The organism is Azospirillum sp. CT11-132, assembly GCF_047302835.1.
Lineage (GTDB): Bacteria > Pseudomonadota > Alphaproteobacteria > Azospirillales > Azospirillaceae > Azospirillum.
Genome location: NZ_JBGLZA010000001.1, coordinates 186,643 through 208,879 on the forward strand (window position 1 = coordinate 186,643; position 22,237 = coordinate 208,879).

Annotated in this window: 16 protein-coding genes; 4 read left to right on the forward strand and 12 right to left on the reverse strand. The window is 68.7% G+C overall.

The window, feature by feature from the left end; translation table 11 throughout:
* Positions 1-112: 112 nt before the first annotated feature.
* A complete protein-coding gene (locus ACCD06_RS00865; protein ID WP_413338066.1) occupies positions 113-1,195 on the reverse strand; it encodes a transporter substrate-binding domain-containing protein in 1,083 nt (360 codons plus the stop codon).
* A gap of 141 nt (positions 1,196-1,336) precedes the next feature.
* Between ACCD06_RS00865 and ACCD06_RS00870 the strand changes: the two genes are divergently transcribed.
* A complete protein-coding gene (locus ACCD06_RS00870) occupies positions 1,337-4,780 on the forward strand; it encodes an ATP-binding protein (RefSeq protein WP_413338068.1) in 3,444 nt (1,147 codons plus the stop codon).
* Positions 4,781-4,816: 36 nt separating this feature from the next.
* Here ACCD06_RS00870 and ACCD06_RS00875 read toward each other — a convergent pair whose 3' ends face one another.
* From ACCD06_RS00875 to hmpA, 4 genes are all read right to left on the reverse strand, one after another.
* Positions 4,817-5,470, reverse strand: coding sequence for a bifunctional 4-hydroxy-2-oxoglutarate aldolase/2-dehydro-3-deoxy-phosphogluconate aldolase (locus ACCD06_RS00875; RefSeq protein ID WP_149200538.1), 654 nt, complete (start codon positions 5,468-5,470; stop codon positions 4,817-4,819).
* Complete coding sequence (locus ACCD06_RS00880) at positions 5,470-6,396, reverse strand: MurR/RpiR family transcriptional regulator (RefSeq protein ID WP_109074242.1); 927 nt, start codon at positions 6,394-6,396, stop codon at positions 5,470-5,472. Before ACCD06_RS00880 ends, ACCD06_RS00875 begins: the two co-directional genes overlap by 1 nt.
* A gap of 227 nt (positions 6,397-6,623) precedes the next feature.
* Positions 6,624-8,801, reverse strand: coding sequence for a methyl-accepting chemotaxis protein (locus tag ACCD06_RS00885; RefSeq protein ID WP_413338071.1), 2,178 nt, complete (start codon positions 8,799-8,801; stop codon positions 6,624-6,626).
* Positions 8,802-9,290: 489 nt separating this feature from the next.
* The gene (gene hmpA / locus ACCD06_RS00890; RefSeq protein WP_413338073.1) at positions 9,291-10,466 is read right to left on the reverse strand and encodes an NO-inducible flavohemoprotein; all 1,176 of its coding nucleotides are present in this window, start codon (positions 10,464-10,466) and stop codon (positions 9,291-9,293) included.
* Between the two features lie 134 nt (positions 10,467-10,600).
* Between hmpA and norR the strand changes: the two genes are divergently transcribed.
* Positions 10,601-12,211, forward strand: coding sequence for a nitric oxide reductase transcriptional regulator NorR (norR, locus tag ACCD06_RS00895; RefSeq protein WP_413338075.1), 1,611 nt, complete (start codon positions 10,601-10,603; stop codon positions 12,209-12,211).
* Positions 12,208-12,474 carry a hypothetical protein gene (locus tag ACCD06_RS00900; RefSeq protein WP_109074239.1) on the forward strand — a complete coding sequence of 89 codons (267 nt, stop codon included), beginning with the start codon at positions 12,208-12,210 and terminating at the stop codon, positions 12,472-12,474. The genes norR and ACCD06_RS00900 overlap by 4 nt, the downstream gene beginning before the upstream one ends.
* Here ACCD06_RS00900 and ACCD06_RS00905 read toward each other — a convergent pair.
* The 3 genes from ACCD06_RS00905 to ACCD06_RS00915 all read right to left on the reverse strand — a co-directional run bounded on the left by ACCD06_RS00905 (position 12,471) and on the right by ACCD06_RS00915 (position 16,220).
* Positions 12,471-13,754, reverse strand: a complete 1,284-nt coding sequence (locus ACCD06_RS00905) for a TRAP transporter large permease (protein WP_136702321.1) — start codon at positions 13,752-13,754, stop codon at positions 12,471-12,473. The two genes, ACCD06_RS00900 and ACCD06_RS00905, sit on opposite strands and share 4 nt — an antisense overlap.
* A complete protein-coding gene (locus ACCD06_RS00910; protein ID WP_109074237.1) occupies positions 13,751-14,290 on the reverse strand; it encodes a TRAP transporter small permease in 540 nt (179 codons plus the stop codon). The genes ACCD06_RS00905 and ACCD06_RS00910 overlap by 4 nt, the downstream gene beginning before the upstream one ends.
* 79 nt (positions 14,291-14,369) lie before the next feature.
* Positions 14,370-16,220, reverse strand: a complete 1,851-nt coding sequence (locus ACCD06_RS00915) for a histidine kinase N-terminal 7TM domain-containing protein (RefSeq protein WP_413338078.1) — start codon at positions 16,218-16,220, stop codon at positions 14,370-14,372.
* A 224-nt stretch (positions 16,221-16,444) separates the two neighbouring features.
* Between ACCD06_RS00915 and ACCD06_RS00920 the strand changes: the two genes are divergently transcribed.
* Entirely contained in the window at positions 16,445-17,962 is a 1,518-nt protein-coding gene (locus tag ACCD06_RS00920) for a sigma-54 interaction domain-containing protein (RefSeq protein ID WP_413338080.1), read from the forward strand.
* Positions 17,963-17,979: 17 nt separating this feature from the next.
* Here ACCD06_RS00920 and uxuA read toward each other — a convergent pair whose 3' ends face one another.
* From uxuA to ACCD06_RS00940, 4 genes are all read right to left on the reverse strand, one after another.
* Positions 17,980-19,176: a mannonate dehydratase gene (gene uxuA / locus ACCD06_RS00925; protein WP_413338082.1), complete on the reverse strand. Its 1,197-nt coding sequence runs from the start codon at positions 19,174-19,176 to the stop codon at positions 17,980-17,982.
* Between the two features lie 43 nt (positions 19,177-19,219).
* Positions 19,220-20,494 (reverse strand): TRAP transporter large permease, encoded by a 1,275-nt coding sequence (locus ACCD06_RS00930; RefSeq protein ID WP_109074233.1) that lies wholly within the window; start codon positions 20,492-20,494, stop codon positions 19,220-19,222.
* Entirely contained in the window at positions 20,494-20,997 is a 504-nt protein-coding gene (locus ACCD06_RS00935) for a TRAP transporter small permease (protein WP_109074232.1), read from the reverse strand. Before ACCD06_RS00935 ends, ACCD06_RS00930 begins: the two co-directional genes overlap by 1 nt.
* Positions 20,998-21,165: 168 nt before the next feature.
* Complete coding sequence (locus ACCD06_RS00940) at positions 21,166-22,191, reverse strand: TRAP transporter substrate-binding protein (protein WP_136702325.1); 1,026 nt, start codon at positions 22,189-22,191, stop codon at positions 21,166-21,168.
* Positions 22,192-22,237 lie beyond the last annotated feature (46 nt).

Genomic DNA, 22,237 nt, shown 5'->3' on the forward strand with positions numbered 1-22,237 from the left:
TTGCGTATACAAACTATCGGCGTCACCCCCGACCATGGTCGGGGGGCAACGGGGCGCGGTATTGGGTTACACTGTCCTATTGTGCGAATTCGGCCGCTTGCCAGAACAGCCCTTACTGGAAAACCGGGGCATAGAGCAGCCCGCCCTGCGTCCAGGGCCGGTTCACGCCGCGGTCCAGCTTGAAGGGGGACCGGCTGCCGAGATTGCGGTCGAAGATCTCGCCGTAATTCCCGACCTGCACCACCGCCTGATAGGCCCAGTCCGGACGCAGGCCCGCCTTGGCCGCCACTTCCGGCATGCCGGACAGCAGGCGCCGCATCTCGCTGCTGCCGGTGATGCGCTGGAAATTGGCGTTGGCGCCGGTGACGCCGGCATCGTCGGTCAGGAACAGCGCGAACATGACCCAACGCACCGCCGCCATCCACATGCGGTCGCTGTTCGGCGTCAGCGGCGCCAGCGGCTCGCGGGCGGCAACGGAAGAGGCCACGGGGGTGTCGGCGATTTCCAGCGCGTCCTGCGGCGCGTCCAACATATGCAGCGCCGTGGTCAGCAATGCCCGGTCTGCGCTGACCGCCGCGCAGTCGCGGCTGAGGAAGGCTTCGAGCGTGTCGGGCCAGCCGGGGAAGCTGCGCAGCTTCCAGGGTCGCTTGCCGCCGGCGATCAGGGACTCCAACTCGGCCTGGGTGGTGGTCCCGGCCGGAACGCAGACCGTCAGTTCACCGTCCAGCGCCGACCGGCCGTCGGGCAGCCGCCATGCGGCGATCCCCTGCACGTCGTAGAAGATCGGCGGACCGAAATCGACGGCATAGGTGGCGTCGCGCGTCAGGGTCCAGGAGGTCTGGGCGAAGGAGACGTCGACCTCGCCGGTGGCGACCGCGGCGAACTCCTGCAGCTTGGACAGCCGGCGGACCTCGATGGCGTCGGCCTTGCCCAGTACCGCAGCCGCCAGCGCCCGGCACAGATCGACCATGAAGCCCACCGGACGGCCACCGTCGTCGTTGGCGGCGAAACCGGGATTGAAGGACACCCCGCAGCGCACAACCCCACGCCGCTCGATTTCCGCCAGCACCGGCCGGTCGCCGTTGCGTGCGGCGGCGGGTTCCGGCTGTGCCGCGGTGGCTCCGGTGCCGGCTCCGGTAAAGAACTGCAGCGCCAGCAGCAGGCCGAACGCGACGGCAACAGGCTTCGACCCCATCCTTCTCCCCTTATCCCACGGATTGGCTATGATACGCTGCGATCGTTCTCGCGCAAACGATGCGGGACCGGATAAGCAGGGACAGGAATGGCGGACGGCAGCGGGTCGGGGTCTGGCGGTTCTGAACCGGGCAAGGCCGGGATGGTCAGGATCGGGGTCGGGGCGCGGCTGTTCGGCGCGCTCGCCTTCAACGGGCTGGTCGCCTTCCTGATCGGGCTGGGCGCCTACATCGCCTTCGACGGGCTGCATGCCGGCATCACCAAGGTCACGTCGGAGCAGTTCCCGGCAGTCGTTGCCTCCGCCAAGCTGGAGCGCCAGCACCAGCGCATCATGCGGACCCTGGAACAATTGGCCCTGTCCGAAGAGAATTTCGGACGCGAAACGATCAAGCAGGGGTTGGCCGACCAGTTGGACGGCTATGATCGCCTGCTGGCCGAGTTGGATTCGGCAGACGGCCGGCAGGCCCAACGGATCGCCGGGCTGAAGCTGCAGCGCGACGAAATTCTGCGGCTGCGCGATGCCATCGACCGCGGCGTCGCCGCCCGCATCACCGCCCGCCGCGCCCTGGCCGACCGCACCCGCGACGTGCGGCGGATGGCCGACGCCCTGGCCGAACCGGCGCTGCGCGGGGTGGAGGATGCCGGCGTGCAGCGCTGGCTGGCGATGGCGGAACGCCTGCTGTTCCTGATCGCCTCGGTCCATCAGGCGGAGAACAGCTTCGCGCTTGCCCGGCTGGCCGACAGCGCCGCGGCGCAATTGGCAACGTTGGACGGGTCGGTTCCGGCGGGGGGCGTGTCGGACCGGCTTGCCCGGCTGGCCGAGGGCATGCGGTCGGTGGTGGAAGGCGACCGTTCCGTCTTCCGCCAGCGGCAGGCGGAATTGCAGGCGTCGGAGATGCTGAACGGGCTAGTCGACCGCGCCAATCAGGTGTCGCTGGTCAACACCGGGCTGAACACCGGCATCTTCGTCGAACAGACCAAGGCGGCGGAGGAAAGCCGCCAGCAGGTGATCGAGGTCTCCACCACCTACACCCGCCTGTTCTTCGCCTCGGTCGGCGTGGTCGTGCTGGGGATGGTGCTGTCGGTTCTGTATGTGCGGCGCAAGGTGCTTGCCCGGCTGTGGGCGGTCAGCGAGGCGATCCGCGATCGCACCGGCGGCGGTCGGGCCGAGGTGCCGGTGACCGGCGCCGACGAGATCGGCCAGCTTGCTCGCGCGTTGCGCTTCTACATCCAGGAGACGGAAGACAAGAGCGCGGCGCTCCGCCGCAACGAGCAGTGGCTGCGCACTGTGCTGGAGGCGGCACCCGTCCCGCTGGTGATCTCCGGCCGCGCCGACGGCCAGATCCGCTTCGTCAACCGCCGCGCCGCCGACCTGTTCGAAGTGGACGAGGCCGGCGAGTTGCTCGGCCGCCCCGCCGCCAGTGTCTGGTACGTCCCGCAGGTGCGCGACGAGTTCGTCCGCGACGTCTTCACCAGCGGCATCGCGCTCGATGTGGAGACGGAGCTGGTGACCCATTCCGGTCGCCGGTTGTGGGGCCTGCTGTCCGGCATCGCCTTCGAATTCCAGGGCGAGGAGGTGCTTCTCAGTTCAGTCGTCGACATCACCCGCCGCCGCGAGGCGGAGGAGCTGCTGCGCCGGACACAGGCCTTCCTGGATGCGGTGATCGACAATGTGCCGAGCGTCCTCTACGTGCTGGACGGCGACAGCGGCCGCGTCGTCCTGTGGAACCGGGCGGCGGAGGATTGTTTCGGCACCCGCCGCGCCGACATCGAGAACCGCACCCTGGCCGAGGTGCTGGGGCCGGAAACCGGCCGGGCGCTTGCCGGCGGCGATCCCGGTTCGATGCGCTCGCTGGGGGTGGAGGAGCTGGTGCTTCCCCGCCATGGCGAGAACGCGGTCTTCGCCCTGCAGCGCCATCCCTTCGAATGGTCGGGCGACGGGCGCTGCCGCATCATCTGCGTCGCCAACGACATCACCGCCTCGCGCCGGGCGCGCGAGGAGTTGCGGCAGGCCAAGGAGCGGGCGGAGCGCGCCGACGCTGCCAAGACCGAATTCCTCGCCACCGTCAGCCACGAGATGCGCACGCCGCTGAACGGCATCCTCGGCCTGTGCCGGCTGTTGCTGACCGGGCAACTGCACGCCGGGGAGCGGCGCTATGCCATGTCGATCATGCGCTGCGGTCACGGCCTGCTCGATCAGGTCAACGACATCCTCGATCTGCGCAAGATCGAGGACGGCAAGCTGGACCTCGACCCCGCTCCCTGCGCCCTGCTGCCGGTGCTGGAGGAAGTCGTTGCGACGGTGGAAGGACTGGCGAACGAGAAGGGGATCGACCTCGACCTCGACATCGCGCCGGAGGTGCCGGAGCTGGTGGTGGTCGACCGCCAGCGGCTGCGCCAGATCCTGGTGAACCTCGTCGGCAACGCGGTGAAGTTCACCGAACGCGGCGGGGTGGACCTGCGCGTCGACATCGAACCGGCTCCGGAACGTTCCGGCTCCGGAGAGATGCTGCGTCTGGCCGTGCGCGACACCGGCATCGGCATCCCGGCGGACCGCCGCGCCGCCATCTTCGAAAAGCTGGAGCAGGCCGATCCCACCATTGCCCGGCGATTTGGCGGCAGCGGGTTGGGGCTGGCCATCGTCCGCCACCTGCTGGACGCCATGCAGGGCAGCATCCGCGTCGACAGCGCGGAGGGGCTGGGCAGCGTCTTCACCGTCACCATCCCGTTGCAGCGGGTGATCGAACCGGCGCTTCCCGCCCGGCCCGGCCGGCTTCTGCCGATCAGCCGGGTGCGCTCGCTGGCCCTGCTGCTGGTGGAGGACGACGCGATCAACCGCGAGGTGGCGCTGGGCCTGCTGTCCGACGCTGGCCACCGCATCACCGTTGCGGAGACGGGGGAAAAGGCGCTGGAGTTGGCGACGCGGCGGCGTTTCGATGCCATCCTGCTGGACATCCGCCTGCCCGACATCGACGGGCCGGAGGTGGCGCGCCGCATCCGCGCGCTTGAGGACGCCGACCGCGCGGCGGTGCCGATCGTGGCGGTGACCGCCAACGTCTTCGCCGCCGACCGCGCCCGCTACATCGCCGCCGGCATCGATGCGGTGATCGAGAAGCCGATCTTCCCGGAACGCCTGATGCACCTGCTGTCGAACGCCGTCGCCGCGCGGTCCGACGATGACGAGGAACCGGCGATCGGGATGGATCCGGCCGAGCAGCCGCCCCGTCCGCCGGTGGTGGAGGACGACGTGAATGAGGAAATTCTGGAGCGCTACATCCGCTCCCTGGGCCCGGCGCGCTTCGCCACCATCCGCGGCCTGCTGCTGGAGTCGGCGCAGGACGGGCTGCCTCGCCTGACCGCCGCCGACAGCTCCGACGAGGAGATCGAGGACATCGCCCACCGGCTTGCCGGCGCCGCCAGCCATTTCGGCCTGACCGCCTTCGTCGGCCTGATGCGTGCCGTGGAGGACGGCATGCGCGAAGGCCGCCGCGCCGAAGCGCAGGAGTTGGCAGCCACCGCGGAGTCGGCCTTCAGCCGCGGCCTCGCGGCGATGGATGCGGTGCGGGGTGTGTTGGAGGGGGTTTGAGGCAGGAGTTTGGCGTCCCGCCTCATGCCGACTTGCTCACGCCCCCTTGGCGGCGCGGTAGGCTTCCATCAGCTGGCGCCCGGCGGCGAGGATGCCCTCGCGGTCGCCGTTCTTGACCAGGGTTTCGTCGACCAGCTTGCCGCCGGCGCCGACGCAGGCCACGCCGGCCGCGACATAGGACGCCACGGTGGTGGCATCGATGCCGCCGGTGGGGACGAAGCGGACGCCGGGGAAGACCGACTTCAGCGCCTTGATGTGCGCCGGGCCGACGGTGGAGGCCGGGAAGATCTTGATGGCGTCGGCGCCCGCGGAAATCGCGGCATGCACCTCGGTCGGGGTCAGGGCGCCCATCAGGCAGGCCACGCCATGATCACGGCAGGCGGCGGCCACCTTCGGCACGACGCAGGGCGACACCACGTACTTGGCGCCGGCCTTCACCACGTCGGCGACGGCGGCCGGGGTCAGGACGGTGCCGGCGCCGATCAGGGCGCCGCCCTCGGCCGACAGCTCCTCGATCAGGCCGACCGCGCCGGGGGTGGTCATGGTGATCTCGAAGGTGCCGTAACCGGCCTCGCGCAGCCAAGTGACGGCGGTGCGCGCCAGATCGGCGGAGCTGTTGCGGATGACCGGAACGACGCCATAGGCGACGAGCTGGTCCAGGATTTCGACAGGGCTCTGGGTGGTGGACATCAGGATTCCTCGGATTTCTTCTGGATGATTGGGGATGAGGGGTTTGAAAGGGAAGCCGGCCGCTCCGGCACGCGGTGGTGCCCGGCCAGGACCGCCTTGATGCGCGCCAGACGGCGGTCGAGGCCCGGCGGGGCCTGCAGCCCAACGGCGACGGTCAGCACGTCGATCAGCGCCAGCTGTGCCAGCCGCGAGGCCATCGGGGTGTGGACGGCGGTGTCCTCGTCGACATCGACGGTCAGGCGGATGTCGGCGCGTTCGGCCAGCGGCGTCGCCGACGCGGTGATGGCGATCACCGTGGCGCCGCCGTCGCGGGCGATGGCAGCGACGTCGAAGATCTCGTCGCTGGTGCCGGTCTTTGAAATCGCCAGCAGGGCGTCGCCGGGGCCGAGCGTCGCCGCCGCCATCGCCTGCAGGTGGGCGTCGGTGCTGGCGGTGACCTGCGGCAGCAGGCGGAACAGCTTGTGGTGGGCATCCAGCGCCACCGCGCCCGACGCGCCGACGCCGACGATCTGCACCCGCCGCGCCCGTGCCAGCACCCCGGCCGCCTTTTCCAGCGCCATGCTGTCGAGCCGGCCGCGCAGGCGGACCAGCGCGTCGATGGAGCGGTTCAGCACCTTTTCCGCCGCACTGGCGACGCTGTCACCGGGGGTGAGGTCGCGCACCAGCGGGGTCGGGCGGTCGCCGACCTCCTCCCGCACGGCGGAGGCCGCCAGATGCTGGGCCAACGAGATCTTGAATTCCTGAAAGCCGCCGAAGCCGGCGGAGCGACAGAAGCGCAGGACCGACGGCTCGCTGACCCCCGCCTTACCGGCCAGCTGCGCCAGGCTGTCGCGGACCGCGGCCTCCGGATCGGCCAGAACGGTGCGGGCCACCGCAGCTTCCGCGCGGCGCAGGCTGTCGAGGGACGAGGCGATGGTGTCCAGCATGGGGGGCCAGCGTGGCTGCCGAGAAACGAATGTAGTTTTACTACAGACGCGCCGCTTTGTCGACCCATCTGTGAAGCAACGCTACATTTCGTCCGCGCACCCCCTCTATTTTCCGGGCGCCCGTTGAAGGGTTGACCCAATGCGGGGTGGTGGTCCCAGGGAACAAATTGGGGGGACAAATGAAAAGCCCCTCTCCGTCGGGAGAGGGGCTTTTCGTGTGGGTCAGGTCAGGCCGACCGCACCTGACTGAGGAAGCGGTCGATCTGTTGCTGGAGATGACCGGTCTGGGTCGAGACCTCTTGGGCGACCGACAGGACCTCCTGCGCCGACTGGCCGGTCTGGCCGGCGGCGGTGCGGACCTGACCGATGTTCTGGGAGGCCTGGGCGGTGCCGCCCGCCGCCTGCTGGACATTGCGGGCAATCTCCGAGGTGGCGGCGCCCTGCTCCTCCACCGCTGCGGCGATGCTGGCGGCGATGTCGTTCAGGCGGCCGATGGTCAGGCCGATGCTGCGGATGGCGTTCACCGCCTCGCCGGTCGCCTGCTGCATGGCGCCGATCTGGCCGGCGATCTGGTCGGTGGCCTTCGCCGTCTGGCTGGCCAACTGCTTGACCTCCTGCGCCACCACGGCGAAGCCCTTGCCGGCCTCTCCCGCCCGCGCCGCCTCGATGGTGGCGTTCAGCGCCAGCAGGTTGGTCTGGCCGGCGATGTCGGAGATCAGGTCGAGCACGGCGCCGATGCGGCTGGCGGCCTCGTTCAGTTCGCGCATGGTGCTGTCGGTGCGATCGGCCTCGTTTGCCGCCTTGGCGGCGATGGTCGCCGATTCGGTCACCTGCCGGGCGATCTCGCTGATCGACTGCGACAGCTCATGCGCGGCCGACGCGGCACCGTCGACGTTGACCGACGCGGTCTCCGCCGCCTCGGCGGCGCTGCCGGCCTGACGGGAGGTGTCGTCGGCGGTCGCCACCATGCCGGCGGCGGTCTGATGCATCTGGGTGGCGGCGGCGGATACCGTCTCCACCACAGTCTTCACGCCATTCTCGAACTGGTCGGCCAGCGACAGCATGGTCTGGCGGCGTTCTCCGGCGGCCCGCTGGCGTTCGGCCTCGGCGGCGGCGCGGGTTGTTTCCACCTCGCGCGCGGTGTCGCGGAAGACGAGCAGCGCTGCCCCCATCTCCGCGATCTCGTCATGGCCGTGCAGCGCAATCTCGGCGTCCAGGTCGCCGGCGGCGATCCGGCCCATGCCGGCTTTGAGAGCCATCATCCGACGGATGACGATGCGGCCGATATAGAGCCAGACGACCAGAATCGACACCAGAATGCTGGCGACGGCGACGGCGATCTGCGTCAGCTGGCTGTTGTCCAGCATGCGGGTGGTGGCGCCGCTGGCCTCGGCGATGTTGTGCTTCTGGCCCTCGACCAGGGTGGCGATCCCCTTGGACAGGGTGGTGGTCAGGGCGTGGTTGCTCTCCAGCAGCTGGACGAAATAGCCCTGGATCGCCAGTTCCTTCTGCCGGAGGGTGACCAGCGAGGTCTCGCCGATCGAATAATCCTTCAGCAGGTCCGCCTGCTTCGAGGCGACGGCGGCCAGCCGCTCCGGCAGCCCCCGGGCACCGTTGGACAGGCCGGCGAGCGACACGCCGACCCGCGTCTCGATGATCGCCAGCCGCTGGTCGTCGTTGGTCGTCGCCGCTTCCATCAGCATGTTGCGGATGTTGGCCGCCTCGTTCGTGACGGCAATCAGCGGCTTCTTCTGAGTCGTGATCTTGGACAGGGTGGCCGCCGCTTCGCGCATCGCGGCAGCATCGGCATCCGGCTCCGCCAGTGTCGAGCGGGCCTGTTCCTCGTCATTGTTGAGGACGGAGGTCCACGGGGCGGCGAATTTCTGGATTTCCGCCTCGGCCGCCATCACCTTCGGCAGCATCGCCGTGCGTTCGGCGGCGAGCGCTACCCGTTCGGCCGCCGCCTGGTCGAGCTGCACGAGGTTGTTGAGCAGCCCCTGCGATGCCTGCTCGATGGCGGCGAGCTGATCCCCGGCGGAGCCGGTGGCGCGCAGCCGGGACAGGCGCGTGTTGAATTCCTCTTTCGCCTCCGCAATGCGGGCGGACACCGCTTCCCGCGCGGCGGCGTCGTCGGCGGAGGTCAGGGCCGGTGCCAGCGCCACCAGCCGTTCGGCCTGCTGCGCCACCGCCATGCCCTCGGTCATCGCCGGCACCGCTTCGCCGACGATGGCGTCGATGGTGGTGCGCACATTCGCATAGCCGGTCAGCGCCACGGCGGCGGCGACCAGCGTGCCGGACAACACCACGCCGATGGCGATCATCAGCTTGGCGCGCAGCCCGGAATACCAGGCGGCGCCTTTCGCGGGCGCGCCTTGGAGCATCATGCTCCGGCTATCGTTCGACATACCGTCCTCCCCCCTTGATGCTCTCGGGCACCAGTGCTCCACACGTCACTGCGGCCGGCCGTTCCGGCTCTCGCCGCATCACCGTTTCCTCCGTCCCCTCCCCGGTACGGCCATCGGCGAGGTCACGGGAAAGGAACAGTTGCAAATAATTTGACCGTTCCGTGACTAGGAAAGCGCCAAAATCGCTAAGAAAGAAATAAGGAGAATCCACGATTCTTCCGCATTGCGTTGCGGATCATGCCGCATCGCAATGGATGGCCGGCTGCGTCGCATGAGGATTTCACCGAGAAGGAGCACACTCTGCCGGGGGCAAGTCGGAAGGGTGGCCTATGCCGCGGCAAATCACATCTGATTTAAGTGATATAACAGATTTACTCGCAGCCGCCGGACGCAAAGGCGTCAGGCGGACGGACATCGGCCGAAAAAACGCCGGCCTTTGGGGAAAGGCCGGCTTGCGAGGTTTGGAGGCAACCTTGTTCGCGTGCCGCGTCAGGCGAGTGCTTCCCGCGGGCCGAAGAACTCGTGGATGATGGCCGACTCCGGGAGGCCCAGCGCGGTCAGCGCCTTGACCACCGCTGCCATGAAGGGCTTCGGGCCGACGACATAGGCGGCCACGCCCGGCTCCTTCGGCAGCAGGTTGGCCAAACGCTGCTGGTCGAGCAGGCCGACCATGTGCGGCTGGTCGCCCGGCTGCGGCTCGGCATAGCAATAGACCGGCTTCAGCGCCTCGTTCATGGCGGCCAGCTCGTCGATCTGCTGGCGGAAGGCGTGGACCGAGCCGTTGAGCGCGGCATGCACGTAGATGACCTTGCGGCCGGCGGCCAGCGCCTGTTCGGCCAGCGGCAGGGCGGGGGTCTGGCCGACGCCACCGGTGATCAGCAGCAGCGGGCCGGCGCCCTCGCGCAGCACGAACTCGCCGGCCGGCGGATAGACGTCGATCTCGTCACCGACCTGCACGCGGTCATGCAGGAAGCCGGACACCAGACCCTGCGGCTCGCGCTTCACCGAGATGCGGTAGTCGCGGCCGTTCGGCGAGGCCGAGAGGCTGTAGTTGCGGTGGACGGTGTCCCCGGCGACGGTCAGGCGCAGGCCGAGATACTGGCCGGGATGGAAATCCATCACCCGCCCGCCATCGACCGGCGCCAGCCGGAAGGAGGTGATGACGGCGCTTTCCGGCGTCTTCTCCACGATGCGGAAGCGCCGGGCGCCGCGCCAGCCGCCGGTCAGCGCCGCCTTGCGGGCATATTCCTTTTCCTCCGCCGCGATCAGCAGGTCGGCCAGCTGCCAGTAGGCCGCGCCCCAAGCGTCGGCGACCTCGGCCGTCACCGCATCGCCCAGCACCTTGCCGATGGCTTCCATCAGGCAGGTGCCGACGATCTTGTACTGGTCGGGGGTGATGTTGAGCGAAACGTGCTTCTGCACGATGGCCTCCACCGCCGGGCCCAGAACCTCCAGCCGTTCGATGTTGGAGGCGTAGGCGATGATGGCGTTGGCCAGCGCTTCCGGCTGGGCGCTGCTGCGCTGGTGGCTCTGGTTGAAGACGGCGCGCACCTCGGGGAAGCGCTCGAACATCAGCGGATAGAAGGTGCCGGTGATCTCGTTGGCATTGGCGGCGACGGCGGGAGCCGTGGCCTTGATGACGGCGATCTGTGCAGGCGTCAGCATGAAGAGGGCAATCCTTTTACGCGTCACGTTGTCGCAACCAGATGGCAAACCCTGTGCCAAAGCGACGCAGCCAGCGATTCCGCACTGCACAGAGGGGAGCGTTGTCAAAGCGACCGCGGACGCTATGATGTCGAATGAACAACGATGTGGTCATTTCGACAACGGTGCTGCCGCTCGCAGAGGCAGGGGCGCTTTTGCGGGCGATGGACGATCCGGCGCAACTGTGGCCGCTGCTGCTCGACCTGATGGCGCGCCATCTGCCCTGCGATGCCTGTGCGCTGCTGCGTCACGACAGCCGGCCGGGGGAGGAGGGGCTGCTGGTTCCGCTGGCCACGCGCGGGCTCAGTCCCGACACGCTCGGCCGGCGTTTCGAATTGGGCGAGCATCCCCGCCTGCAGGCGATTGCCGAGGCGGAGGACGGGCCGCTGCGCTTCCCCGCCGGCTGCGAGTTGCCCGACCCCTATGACGGGCTGATCCCCGACCTGCGCGAGCGGTTGCATGTGCATGACTGCGTCGGAGCGCCGCTGAGCGTCGAGGGGCGGCCCTGGGGCGTGCTGACGCTGGACGCGCTGAACGAAGGGCGTTTCGACGGCTGGGACGGGGCCATTGCCGCCTGGGCGCAATTGACTGCAGACCTCGCGACCGCGGTGGAGCGGCGGGCGGCACAGGACGCAGCCGGGGCAGCGGATGGCGGAACGCCCCTGCGCATCCTCGACGATCCGCCGCAGGGGCTCGATTTCGACCCCGTCGGCAGCAGCCCGGCGATGGCGGCTCTGCTGACGGAGGTCGATACCGTGGCGGCCAGCGACCTCGTCGTGCTGGTGCTGGGCGAGACCGGGGTGGGGAAGGAACTGGTGGCCCGCCGGCTGCACGCCCACTCCTCCCGCGCCGCCGGGCCGCTGGTCCACGTCAATTGCGCGGCCCTGCCGGACGCGCTGGTGGAAAGCGAGCTGTTCGGCCATGTGCGCGGCGCCTTCTCCGGTGCGGTGGCCGACCGGCGCGGCAAGTTCGAACTGGCCGACGGCGGCACCCTGTTCCTGGACGAGGTCGGCGAACTGCCGCTGGCGGTGCAGGCCAAGATGCTGCGGGCGCTGCAGAACGGCGAGATCCAGCGCGTCGGCTCCGACCGCCACATCACCGTCGACGTCCGGGTGATCGCCGCCACCAACCGCGACCTCGCGGCAGAGGTGCGGGAAGGCCGCTTCCGAGCCGACGTCTATCACCGGCTCAGCGTCTATCCGTTGCGGGTGCCGCCGCTGCGCGACCGCGGCACCGACATCCTGCGGCTGGCCGGCCTGTTCCTGGAACGCAACCGGGCGCGGCTGGGCTTGCGCAACCTTCGTCTGTCGGCGGCGGCGGAGCGGCGCATGCTGGCCTACCCCTGGCCCGGCAACGTGCGCGAGCTGGAGCACGCCATCGGCCGAGGCGCCATCCGCGCCCGCGTCGCCCGTCCGCCGGACGGCGGCGTGCTGACCCTGACCCCGGTGGATTTGGGCTTGGCCGATCCGGGGCAGGAGGAGGGGAGTGCCGTGACAGCGGCGATGCCGGCGCAGCGCTCCCGCCTGCCGGAACCGCCGGACCTGCCTGAACTGCCGTTGCGCGACGCGGTGGAGGATTTCGAACGCCGGATGATCCGCGAGCATCTGGCCCGCCACGACGGCAACTGGGCGCAGACGGCGCGGTCGCTCGGCCTTGACCGCAGCAACCTGTTCCGCCTCGCCCGGCGGCTGGGATTGCGGGAATGAGCGGGGAGGGGCTGTCCTGGCGCGCGGACATCGACGCGCTGGTCTTCCGCCCGGCCGGTCACGGCGGCTGGTGCGCCGTCCACCGTCTGGCCTTCCGCGCCCTGCTCGGCCGGCGAGCCCCGACGCCGGAGGACTGCCTCGCCTACGCCGCCGCCCACCGCACCGCGTTCGAGGCCGCGGCGGCCGGCAAGATATCAGGGCGTGGCTACGGTGCCGCGGCCAGCCTGCATCTGACCAGCCGCGACATCGAACGCTTCCTCTAGAATCCCATCTGCCGCGGCATCCACAGCGCCAGATCCGGCCAGATGATCACCGCGACCACCACCAGCAGCATGGTGACCAGCGGCCACATCACCCAGCGCAGGGTGCTTTCCATCGAACAGCCGGTCATGCGGCAGGCCACCATCAGGTTGACGGCCATCGGCGGGGTGAACTGGCCGACGGCGATCATCAGGGTCAGGATGACGCCGAACCAGGTCAGGTCCCATTTGTAGGCGGTGGCGATGGGGATCAGCAGAGGCAGCAGGATGATGAAGATCGAGATGCCGTCCAGGAAGGTGCCGATGATGGTCAGCATCACCACCAGCAGCGCCATCACGCCATATTCGCCAAGGCCGGAGTGGATGATGGCGTCGGCGATGGGGTCGATCACCGACAGGGTGCTCAGCGCCCAGCCGAACACGCTGGCCAGCGCGATCACCGTCAGGATGATGGCGGAGATCTCCGCCGCCTCCACCAGCATGGAATAGAGGTCGCGGAAGCGGATGGTGCGGTAGACCACCATGCCGAGCAGCAGGCCGTAAGCCACCGCGATCACCGCCGCCTCGGTCGGGGTGAAGATGCCGAGACGCAGGCCGCCCAGGATGATGACCTTGGCGAACAGGCCGAGCGATGCGTCCCACAGGCTGCGCCAGAAGGGCGGGCGCGGCTCGTGCGACAGCTTGGCGCCGAGATTGTGTTTCCGCGCCAGCCAGAAGACCGGGATGATGAGGGCGAGGCCGGCCAGCGTGCCGGGAATGATGCCGGCGGCGAACATCGAGGTGGTCGGGGCGGCCGGCACCAGGACGCTGTAGATGATGAGGGCGACCGACGGCGGGATCAGGATGTCGGTGGCCGCCGCCGCGGCGATGACGCTGGCGATGTAGGGGCGGGGATAGCCGGCGCGGATCATGCTGGGCGCCATAACGCCGCAGACCGCCGCGGCGATGGCGGGGCCGGAACCGGAGATGCCACCCATCATCATCGCCACCACCACCGCGATGATCGCCAGTGCACCCTTGCCCTGGCCGACGATGGCGGTGGCGAAGCGCACCAGCTTCTGCGCCACGCCCGACCGGTCGAAGATGGTGCCGGCCAGCACGAACATCGGGATGGTCAGCAGCGGATATTTGGCGATGCCGGTATAGACGCTGGTCGGGACCGAAATGACGCCGAGATGGGCAAAGGCGATGGCGGCGGTGCCGGCCAGGCCAAGGGCGGCGGCAATCGGCACGCCCGCCAGCATCATGATCAGGAAGGACCCGAAGAGCAGGCTGGTGATCACGGTTCGCCCTCCGGGATATGTCCGGTTTCCAGCGGTTCGGTGCCGCGGTGGATGCGGATCATGCGGCCGATGGTGCGGGCCAGCACCACCAGCGACAGCACCGGCAGCCAGATCGTGTAGATCCACTGCGGCAGCCCCAGCGCCGGCGAGGTCACCTCGAACCGGTAATCGTCCCAAGTCGTCCAGGTGCCGTAAACCACCAGCAGCCCATACATCAGCGCGACGCAGGCCATGGCGAACTGTTCCGCCCGGCGGCGGTTGGCCGGCGACAGCTTGTCGGTGACGAAGGTGATGCGGATGTGCCGGTCCTTCACAACCGCGGCCGAGGCGCCGAGGAAGGTCAGGATCACCATCAGCGCGATCGAATATTCCTCGGTGAAGGCGAAGGAGACGTCGGTGAGGTAGCGCACCACGACGTTGGCGAAGGTGATCAGCGCCACCACCGCCATGGTGATGGCGACCAGCACCTCTTCGATGCCCAGAGGGACGCGGGGTTTCGGCACCGGCCGGACGACGGTGGGGTCGTGATCGCTCATATTGCCAGGGTCCAGATGGAGGGAGCGGGATTATTCCCTTCACCTGTCAATCAATGCAAGAAACGATCTCTCCGACGGATTAATCCGCCGACATGCCGGCCATCCCGTCTTCGCAGAGCGCGTCTTCACCGAGCGGGATCCGCAGCGTGAAGACGCTGCCCCCGCCCAATCGGCTGTCGACCGTCACCGTTCCACCATGCAGCGCCGCGATGCGGCGGACCATGTTCAGCCCGACACCGCTGCCCGCCGCCGTTCCGGTGTTGGAGGCGCGGAAGAACCGGTCGAACACCCGCTCCCGTTCGCTGTCCGGGATGCCGATGCCCTGGTCGGCCACCGACAACGCCAGTTGCGATTGCCCGTCCGGCCCTTCCTCGCCCCCGTCCTCGCTCCAGGCGCGCAGCCGGACCGGCGTGCCGGGAGGCGAGTATTTCAGCGCGTTGTTCAGCAAGTTGTGGACGCACAGCTCCAGCATCGGGCCGTCGCCGGTCATCCGGGCCGGACAACCGTCCAGCTCCAGCTCGATCCGCCGGCCGGGGGCGGCGTCGCCCTGGGCCGAAGCGGCAGCGCGCAGCAAAGCCGGCAGTTCCAGCGGATCGCGGCGCAACGCGAAAGCCGGGTCGCTCAGTCGGTCGTCGGCAAGGCAGGTATCCAGGATGTTGACCTGCCGGCGTACCGCACGGCGGATCTTCTCCAGCCGCGGCAGCATGCCGGGGGCCTTCACCTCCGCGTCCATCAGCAGAAGCTGGGCCGCGCCGTCGATGATGGCGAGCGGCGTCTTGAACTCGTGGGCCGCCATCGACAGGAAGCCGTTCAGCGCCCGCTTGGCCTCCTGCTCCGCCACCAGCCGCTCCTCCGCCTCCAGCCGGGCGAGGTCGAGGCGCCGCACCATGTCCTCCAGCCGCATTTCGGCCCGGCGGCGATGGGTGACGTCGCGCAGCATCAGCAGGCAGCCGACCTCGCGCGCCGCGGCACGCCCGCCGGCGCTGCCGGAGGTGAGCGGGACGCGGGTCGCCTCGAAGCTGCGCGCTGTGCCGTCACTCTCCAGCGTCAGCGGCACCGGAAGGGTGATGTCCCGCGGCGACAGCGCCGACAGGCCGGGGAGGTCGGCCAGCCGGCGGCCGAGCGGCGTGCCGTCGGGCACCAGCGCCAGGGCCGCCGGGTTCGCCTCCACCACCGTGCCGTCGGCATCGAGAACCAGAACGGGGTCGGGTACGGCGTCCAGCAGGGCGTCGCGGGCGACCGGCAGCAGGACGAACAGGCGCCGCCGGGTGATCAGCCAGTAGAACACCGCGCCCATCAGCAGGAAGCTGAAGGGAGTGGGGTCGAAGTCGAACAGCGTCAGGTTGTTGGTGACGTAGCCGACATTCGCCACCCACGGCACCGCCATCGCCACCAGGAAGCCCAGGTAATGGGTGCGGTAGGCCGGCGTGGCCCGGTGGATGCCGCTGGCGGTGACGACGATGCTCATCACCATGAAGGCATAGAGATAGATGGTGACGACGAAGAACAGCAGGCCGTGGCTGTAGTCCAGCGCGGCGCCAGGCGCGTCGCTGATCGGTTGGACCGCCGTATAGATCAGCCGATGGGCGTCGTTGGTCAGCGCCGCCGCCCAGGTCAGCGCGCCCACCACGACGGGCACCAGCCGCCAGCGCGCCGCCAATTCCTCCTGCGTGTAGGACCACAGGAACAGTGCCCAGAAGCTGGGGGTGCAGACGATGCCGAACCACGCCATCTCGGCCCAGAACAGCTTGTCCGCCGGGGCCGGGACGATGGTTTCGATGGCGGCGGCCGTCGTCCACCAGCAGGCGGACAGCTGCATCGCCACGAAATTGAAGCGTCCGGGAAAGGGGGGCAGAGCCCAACTGCGCCATGCCGTCCACAAGGTCGCCAGCACCGCGGCAAGCAGGAGAAGGGCCGGCAGGGTCAGCATGGCGGAACGGACGGAACGGGCAAGATGGCTCCGGAGGAGTGGCGCGGCCGCTCCGCAATGGAGCGGGAAAGCGCTACGGCACCGCAGCATGGACCGGCCGGCCGCAACTCCGCAAGAGCCTGCGGCACTGTGATCGGCCTTGCCCCGAGGGTCGCTCTAGCATTGCGGAATCCGGGCTCGGTCCCGATAACACCTGGATGCGACGATCATGAGGAGCGGCCAGGGTGACGGAACGAGCGGACGGCGGACGGCGGGGCGGAGCGGACAGGGCGGCGGTTCCCCTGGAAGGCGATGCCTTTGCCGGCAATGCCGCGTTGCTGCGCAGCCGGGCCATCCCGTCGCTGTTCGAGGCGCTGGAAACCCAGTCCGAGGGCACGGTGGCGGTCGACCGCGACGCGCGGGTGGTGTGGATCAACGAGAAATACGCCCGCATGCTCGGCATCTCCGACCCCGCCGAGGCCATCGGCCGCGAGGTGGAGGAGATCATCCCCCATTCGCAGATGCGTCAGGTTTTGGCGACCGGCCAGCCGATCCTGCTCGACCTGATGTTGTTCGGAACCCAGCGGCTGGTGGTGACGCGGTTTCCCCTGACCGACGACCGCGGCGGGATCATCGGCGCCGTCGGCTTCGTCCTCTATGACAGCCTGCACCGCCTGAAACCCCTGCTGGCCGAGTTGTCGCGGCTGGAGGCCGAACTGGCGGCGACCCGGCGCCGGCTCGACGAGGGGAGGCAGCCGCGCTACACGCTGCAAAGCTATGTCGGCGACAGCCCGGTCTGCCTGGAGGTCAAGCGCAAGGCCCGCCTCGCCGCCCGCAGCGATGCACCGATCCTGCTGCTGGGCGAGACCGGCACCGGCAAGGAGTTGATCGCCCAGGCCATCCATGGCCTGTCGGCGCGTAGCGGCCGGTCCTTCGTCGGCGTCAACGTCGCGGCGATCCCGGAAACGCTGCTGGAGGCGGAGTTCTTCGGGGCGATGCCCGGCGCCTATACCGGGATGGACCGCCGGGGCCGGGAAGGCCGCTTCAAGACCGCCGACGGCGGCACCCTGTTCCTGGACGAGATCGGCGACATGCCGCTTGGGCTGCAGGCCAAGCTGCTGCGGGCATTGCAGGAGCAGGAGATCGAACCGCTGGGCTCCGACCGTCCGGTGAAGGTCGATGTCCGGGTGATCGCGGCGACGAATGTCGATCTGGAGCAGCGGATCCGCGACGGCCGTTTCCGCTCCGACCTCTATTACCGGCTGAACGTGCTGCCGATCCGACTGCCGGCCCTGGCGGAGATGGGCGGCGGGCTGGAGGCCATCGCAGAATCCATCCTGCAGGAGATCGCCGCCCGCAGCGGCCTTCCCCTGCGCGGCCTGACCCCGGAAGCGGTCGAGGCGCTGAGCCGCCACCGCTGGCCCGGCAATGTGCGCGAGCTGCGCAATGTGCTGGAGCGCACCTGCCTGCTGACCGACAACCGCCGCCTGACCGCCGCCGACCTCGCCGAGGCGCTGCCGGATTTGGCAGGCGCCGAACCGGCAGAGATGGCGCGTCCGACACCGGCGTCGTCGCTGGTCCATGTGGAACCACAACCCCTGCCGGGCTATGACGAGGCCTTCGACGAGTTCGAGCGCGGGCTGCTCGGCCGCGCGCTCGCGGCCAGCGGTGGCCGGGCGACGGAGGCGGCGCGGGCGCTCGGCATTTCCCGCGCCGCTTTCTACAAAAAGCTCGCCCGGCTGGGGATGCGCGCCGGCGGGTAACGCCGGCGCCTCCCCACTCACATCGGCAGCTGCTTCACCGCCGCGACGGCGGTCATCACACCGCGAATTTCCGCCAGACCACGCAGGCGGCCGATCATCGGGTAGCCGGGGTGGGTCGGCTTGCCCACATCGTCCAGCAGTTCATGCCCGTGGTCGGGGCGGAAGGGCAGGCGCCAGTTGTCGTTGCCGGCGTCCTGGCGGCGCTTCTGCTCCTCCAGCAGGGTGGTGACGACCGAAACCATATCCACGTCGCCGCCGAGATGGTCGGCTTCCTCGAAGGACCCGTCCGGCTCCTTCGCGACATTGCGCAGGTGGACGAAGTGGATGTCCTCGGCGAAGTGCTTGGCCATCGCCGGCACGTTATTGGTCTGGCCCGCGCCCAGCGAGCCGGTGCAGAAGGTCAGGCCGTTGTTCGGCGACTTCACCGCATTGATCAGGTGGGCGAGGTCGTCCTCGGTGCTGACGATGCGGGGCAGGCCGAACAGCGGGCGGGGCGGGTCGTCGGGATGGATCGCCATGCGGATGCCGACCTCCTCCGCCGTCGGGATCACCTCGCGTAGGAAGCGGGCCAGCGTCTCGCGCAGTCCGTCGGCGGACATGCCGTTGAAGCGCGCGATCATCTTGCGCAGGCCGGGGATGTCGTAGCGGTCATAGGCGCCCGGCAGGCCGGCCATGATGTTCGACAGCAGCTTCGCCCGGTCGCTTTCCGACGAGCGGTCGAACCACTCCTTGGCCTTGGCGAGGACTTCGGGTGAATGGTCCTCCTCGGCGCCCGGACGCTCCAGCATGTAGACGTCGAAAGCGGCATGCTCATGGGCGTTGAAGCGCAGCGAGGTGCCACCGCCCGGCAGCGCCGCCGCCAGCTCCGTCCGCGTCCAATCCAGAACCGGCATGAAGTTGTAGCAGATGGTGGTCACGCCGCAGGCGGCGAGGTTGCGCATCGACTGGCGGTAGTTGTCGAACAGCTCCGTCAGGTCGCCTTCGCCGATCTTGATCGCCTCGTGCACCGGCAGGCTTTCGGTGACGGTCCAGCTGAGGCCGAGTTCCTTGTCGGACTCGATCATCGCCTTGCGCTTCTGGATTTCCTCGACCGACCAGACGACGCCATAGGGGATGTGGTGCAGGGCGGTGACCACGCCGGTGGCGCCGGCTTGGCGGATGTGGTTCAGCTTGATGGCGTCTTCGGGGCCGAACCAGCGCCAGGATTGTTCCATGGCTTCGAACTCCTTGGAAAGAGAGGGGCTTTGGATTTGGGTGTCAGCGGAAAAGCAGGCTCGGCAGCCACAGCGACAGGGCCGGGATGTAGGAGACCAGGAACAGGATCACGATGTTGCAGAGCAGGAAGGGCCAGATCGCCTTGGTGATCGCGCCCAGCGAGATCTTCGCGATGTTCGCCGCGACGAACAGGCAGACGCCGACCGGCGGGGTGGTCAGGCCGATCATCAGGTTCAGCACGGCGAAGGTGGCGAAATGGATCGGGTCGATGCCGACCTGCGTCGCCACCGCCAGCAGCGGCGGGAACAGGATGATCAGGGCCGCGATCGTTTCCATGAAGGTGCCGACGATCAGCAGCAGAATGTTGATCAGCAGGATGATCAGGTACTTGTTGGTGGTCAGCGCCAGCATCGAGGCGGCGATGGCCTGCGGAATCTGCTCGCTGGTCAGGATCCAGCCGAAGACGTTGGCAAGCCCCACCAGCAGGATCAGCCCGCCCGCCCCGATGGCGCTTTCCAGCAGGATGCCGGGCAGCTGGCGCAGCTTGAAGCCCTTGTAGACGAACAGCCCGATGACGAAGGCGTAGAGCGCCGCGACGATGGAGGCCTCGGTCGGGGTGAAATAGCCGCCGACGATGCCGAACAGGATGATCGCCGTCATCAGCAGCGCCCAGAAGGCGCCTCGGCTGGCACGCAGCAGCGCGCCGAAGCCCTGCCAAGGCTCCCGGGGATAGTTGCGCACCCGCGCCAGGATCCAGACCGTCAGCATCATGCCGACGCCCAGCAGCAGGCCCGGGACGGCGCCGGCCATGAACATCTTGCCGACCGACAGGCCGGTCAGTGTGCCGACGATGATCATCGGCACACTGGGCGGGATGATCGGCCCGACGGTGGAGGCGGCGGCGGTAACCGCGGCGGCGAAGGGCGCGTCATAGCCGGACTTGCGCATCGCCGGGATCATCACCGCGCCGATGGAGGCGGTCTCCGCCACCGCGGTGCCGGAAATGCCGGCGAATACCATCGACCCCGTCACGTTGGCAAGTCCGAGGCCGCCGCGGATATGGCCGACCAGCCGGTTGCTGAACAGCACGATCTGGTCGGTAATGCCGCCGCCGTTCATCAGGTTGCCGGCCAGCACGAAGCCGGGGATGCAGAGCAGGACGAAGCTGTCCATGCCCGCATACATGAATTGCGGAACCACGGCGAGGTCGATGTCGCTGCCGACCAGATAGACCGCCGACGCGCCGCCCAGCGCGATGCCCACCGGCGCGCCCAGGATCAGCAGGACGGCGAAGGTGACGAACAGTGCGGTGACCATCAGACGGTTTCCCCATGGCTGGGCGGCGCGGAATCGCGCCCGAGCCCGGCCAGCCGGGCGATCGAGAAGAAGGCGAGCGACACCGGGATGATCAGCGTCACGACATAGACCCAGATCATCGGCACGTTGATGGAGCGCGCCCGCTCACCAATGCTGCCGACGACGTAATCCCAGGCGCCGGGGATGATGGCGATGGCAAAGACCAGGATCGCCAGATCAACCAGCCGTGCGACCGCCGTCTGCAGGGGCTTGGGCAGCAGCAGGATGAACATGTCGACGTTCACCAGCTCGCCGCGCAGCAGCGCCAGCCCGCAGGAGAAGGCGACGAGATGGACCAGCGCGAAGCGGGCCACCTCCTCCGTCCAGGGCGGCGAGGGGAAACCGGGAATGCGGCCCAGCACCTGGATGGTCACGACGACGATGAGGACGCCGATGGCCGCCAGGGTTCCCCAGCGGCAAAGGGCGGAGACGGCCGACACCGCGGCGGCAAAGGCGTTGCGCATTGGAAGGGCTCTTGCGGTTGGGGGAGGGGGACACAACTCCGTATCCCCCTCTCCCCCCCGGGGAGAGGGTCGGGGTGAGGGGGATGCATAGGGAGGATTCTCGGAAGGCCCCGCCACGCATCCCCCTCACCCTAACCCTCTCCCCGGGGGGGAGAGGGGATCTCCCGCTCACTTCACCGCGAGGATTTCCTCGTAGATCGGCTTGATCTCGGGCGACAGCGCCGCGACGACGGCCGGACGGCCCTTCTCGGCGAAGGCCGCCTTGTCGACGGTGATGAACTCCATGCCCTTTGCCTTCAGGTCGGCCGCCAGCTTGGTCTCGTCCTCGATGAACAGCTTGCGCTCGGCGGCCTGGGCGGCCTTGGCGGCTTCCATGATCGCGGCGCGCTGCTCGGCCGGCATCTTGTTCAGCTTCTTCGACCCGCCGACCAGATAGATCCAGCTGATGACGTGCTCCGTCAGGTTCACGTATTTCTGGACCTCGTAGAAGCTCGCCGACTTGATGAGGGCCAGCGGGTTCTCCTGCGCCTCGATGGTGTCGTTCTGCAGGCCGGTGAAGACCTCCGAGAAGGCCATCGGCGTCGGCTTGGCGCCCAGCCCCTGCCAGAAGGACACGAACAGCGGCACGTTGGGGACGCGCATCTTCAGGCCGTTCAACTCGTCCGGCGACTTGATCGGGCGCTTGCTGGTCAGGTTGCGCGGGCCGCGGGCGAAGTAGGTCAGCGGGACCAGCTGGGTCTTCTGCTCGATGGCGTCGGCGATCTTCTTGCCCGGCTCGCCGGTGACGACCTTGTCGAGATGGTCGAGGTCGCGGATGGCGTAGGGAACCGCCAGCAGCGCCGCGGCCGGCGCCCAGTTCTGCAGCGACTCACCGGTGATGGTGAAATCGATGGTGCCGAGCTGGATACCCTTGATCAGGTCGGTTTCCTTGCCGAGTTGCTCGTTGGGGAACACCTTGACCTCGACCGCGCCGTTGGTGCGCTTGGCGACTTCCTCGGCGAAGACCAGCGAGGCCTTGTGCCAGACATTGTCCTCGTTGGCGAGGTGCCCGAGCTTCAGCGTCGTCTTGGCCTGGGCGCGGACGATGGCCGGCGCGGCGATGCCGCCCAGCAGCGTCGCACCGGCGGCGATGCCGGCGCCGAGGCCGATGCTTTTCGCCAGCGTGCGGCGGGAGATCGGGGTCTTGCTGTTCATCCTGGTGTTCCTCCGTTATCGGCGGCTCCGGTCCGCCATTGTTCGC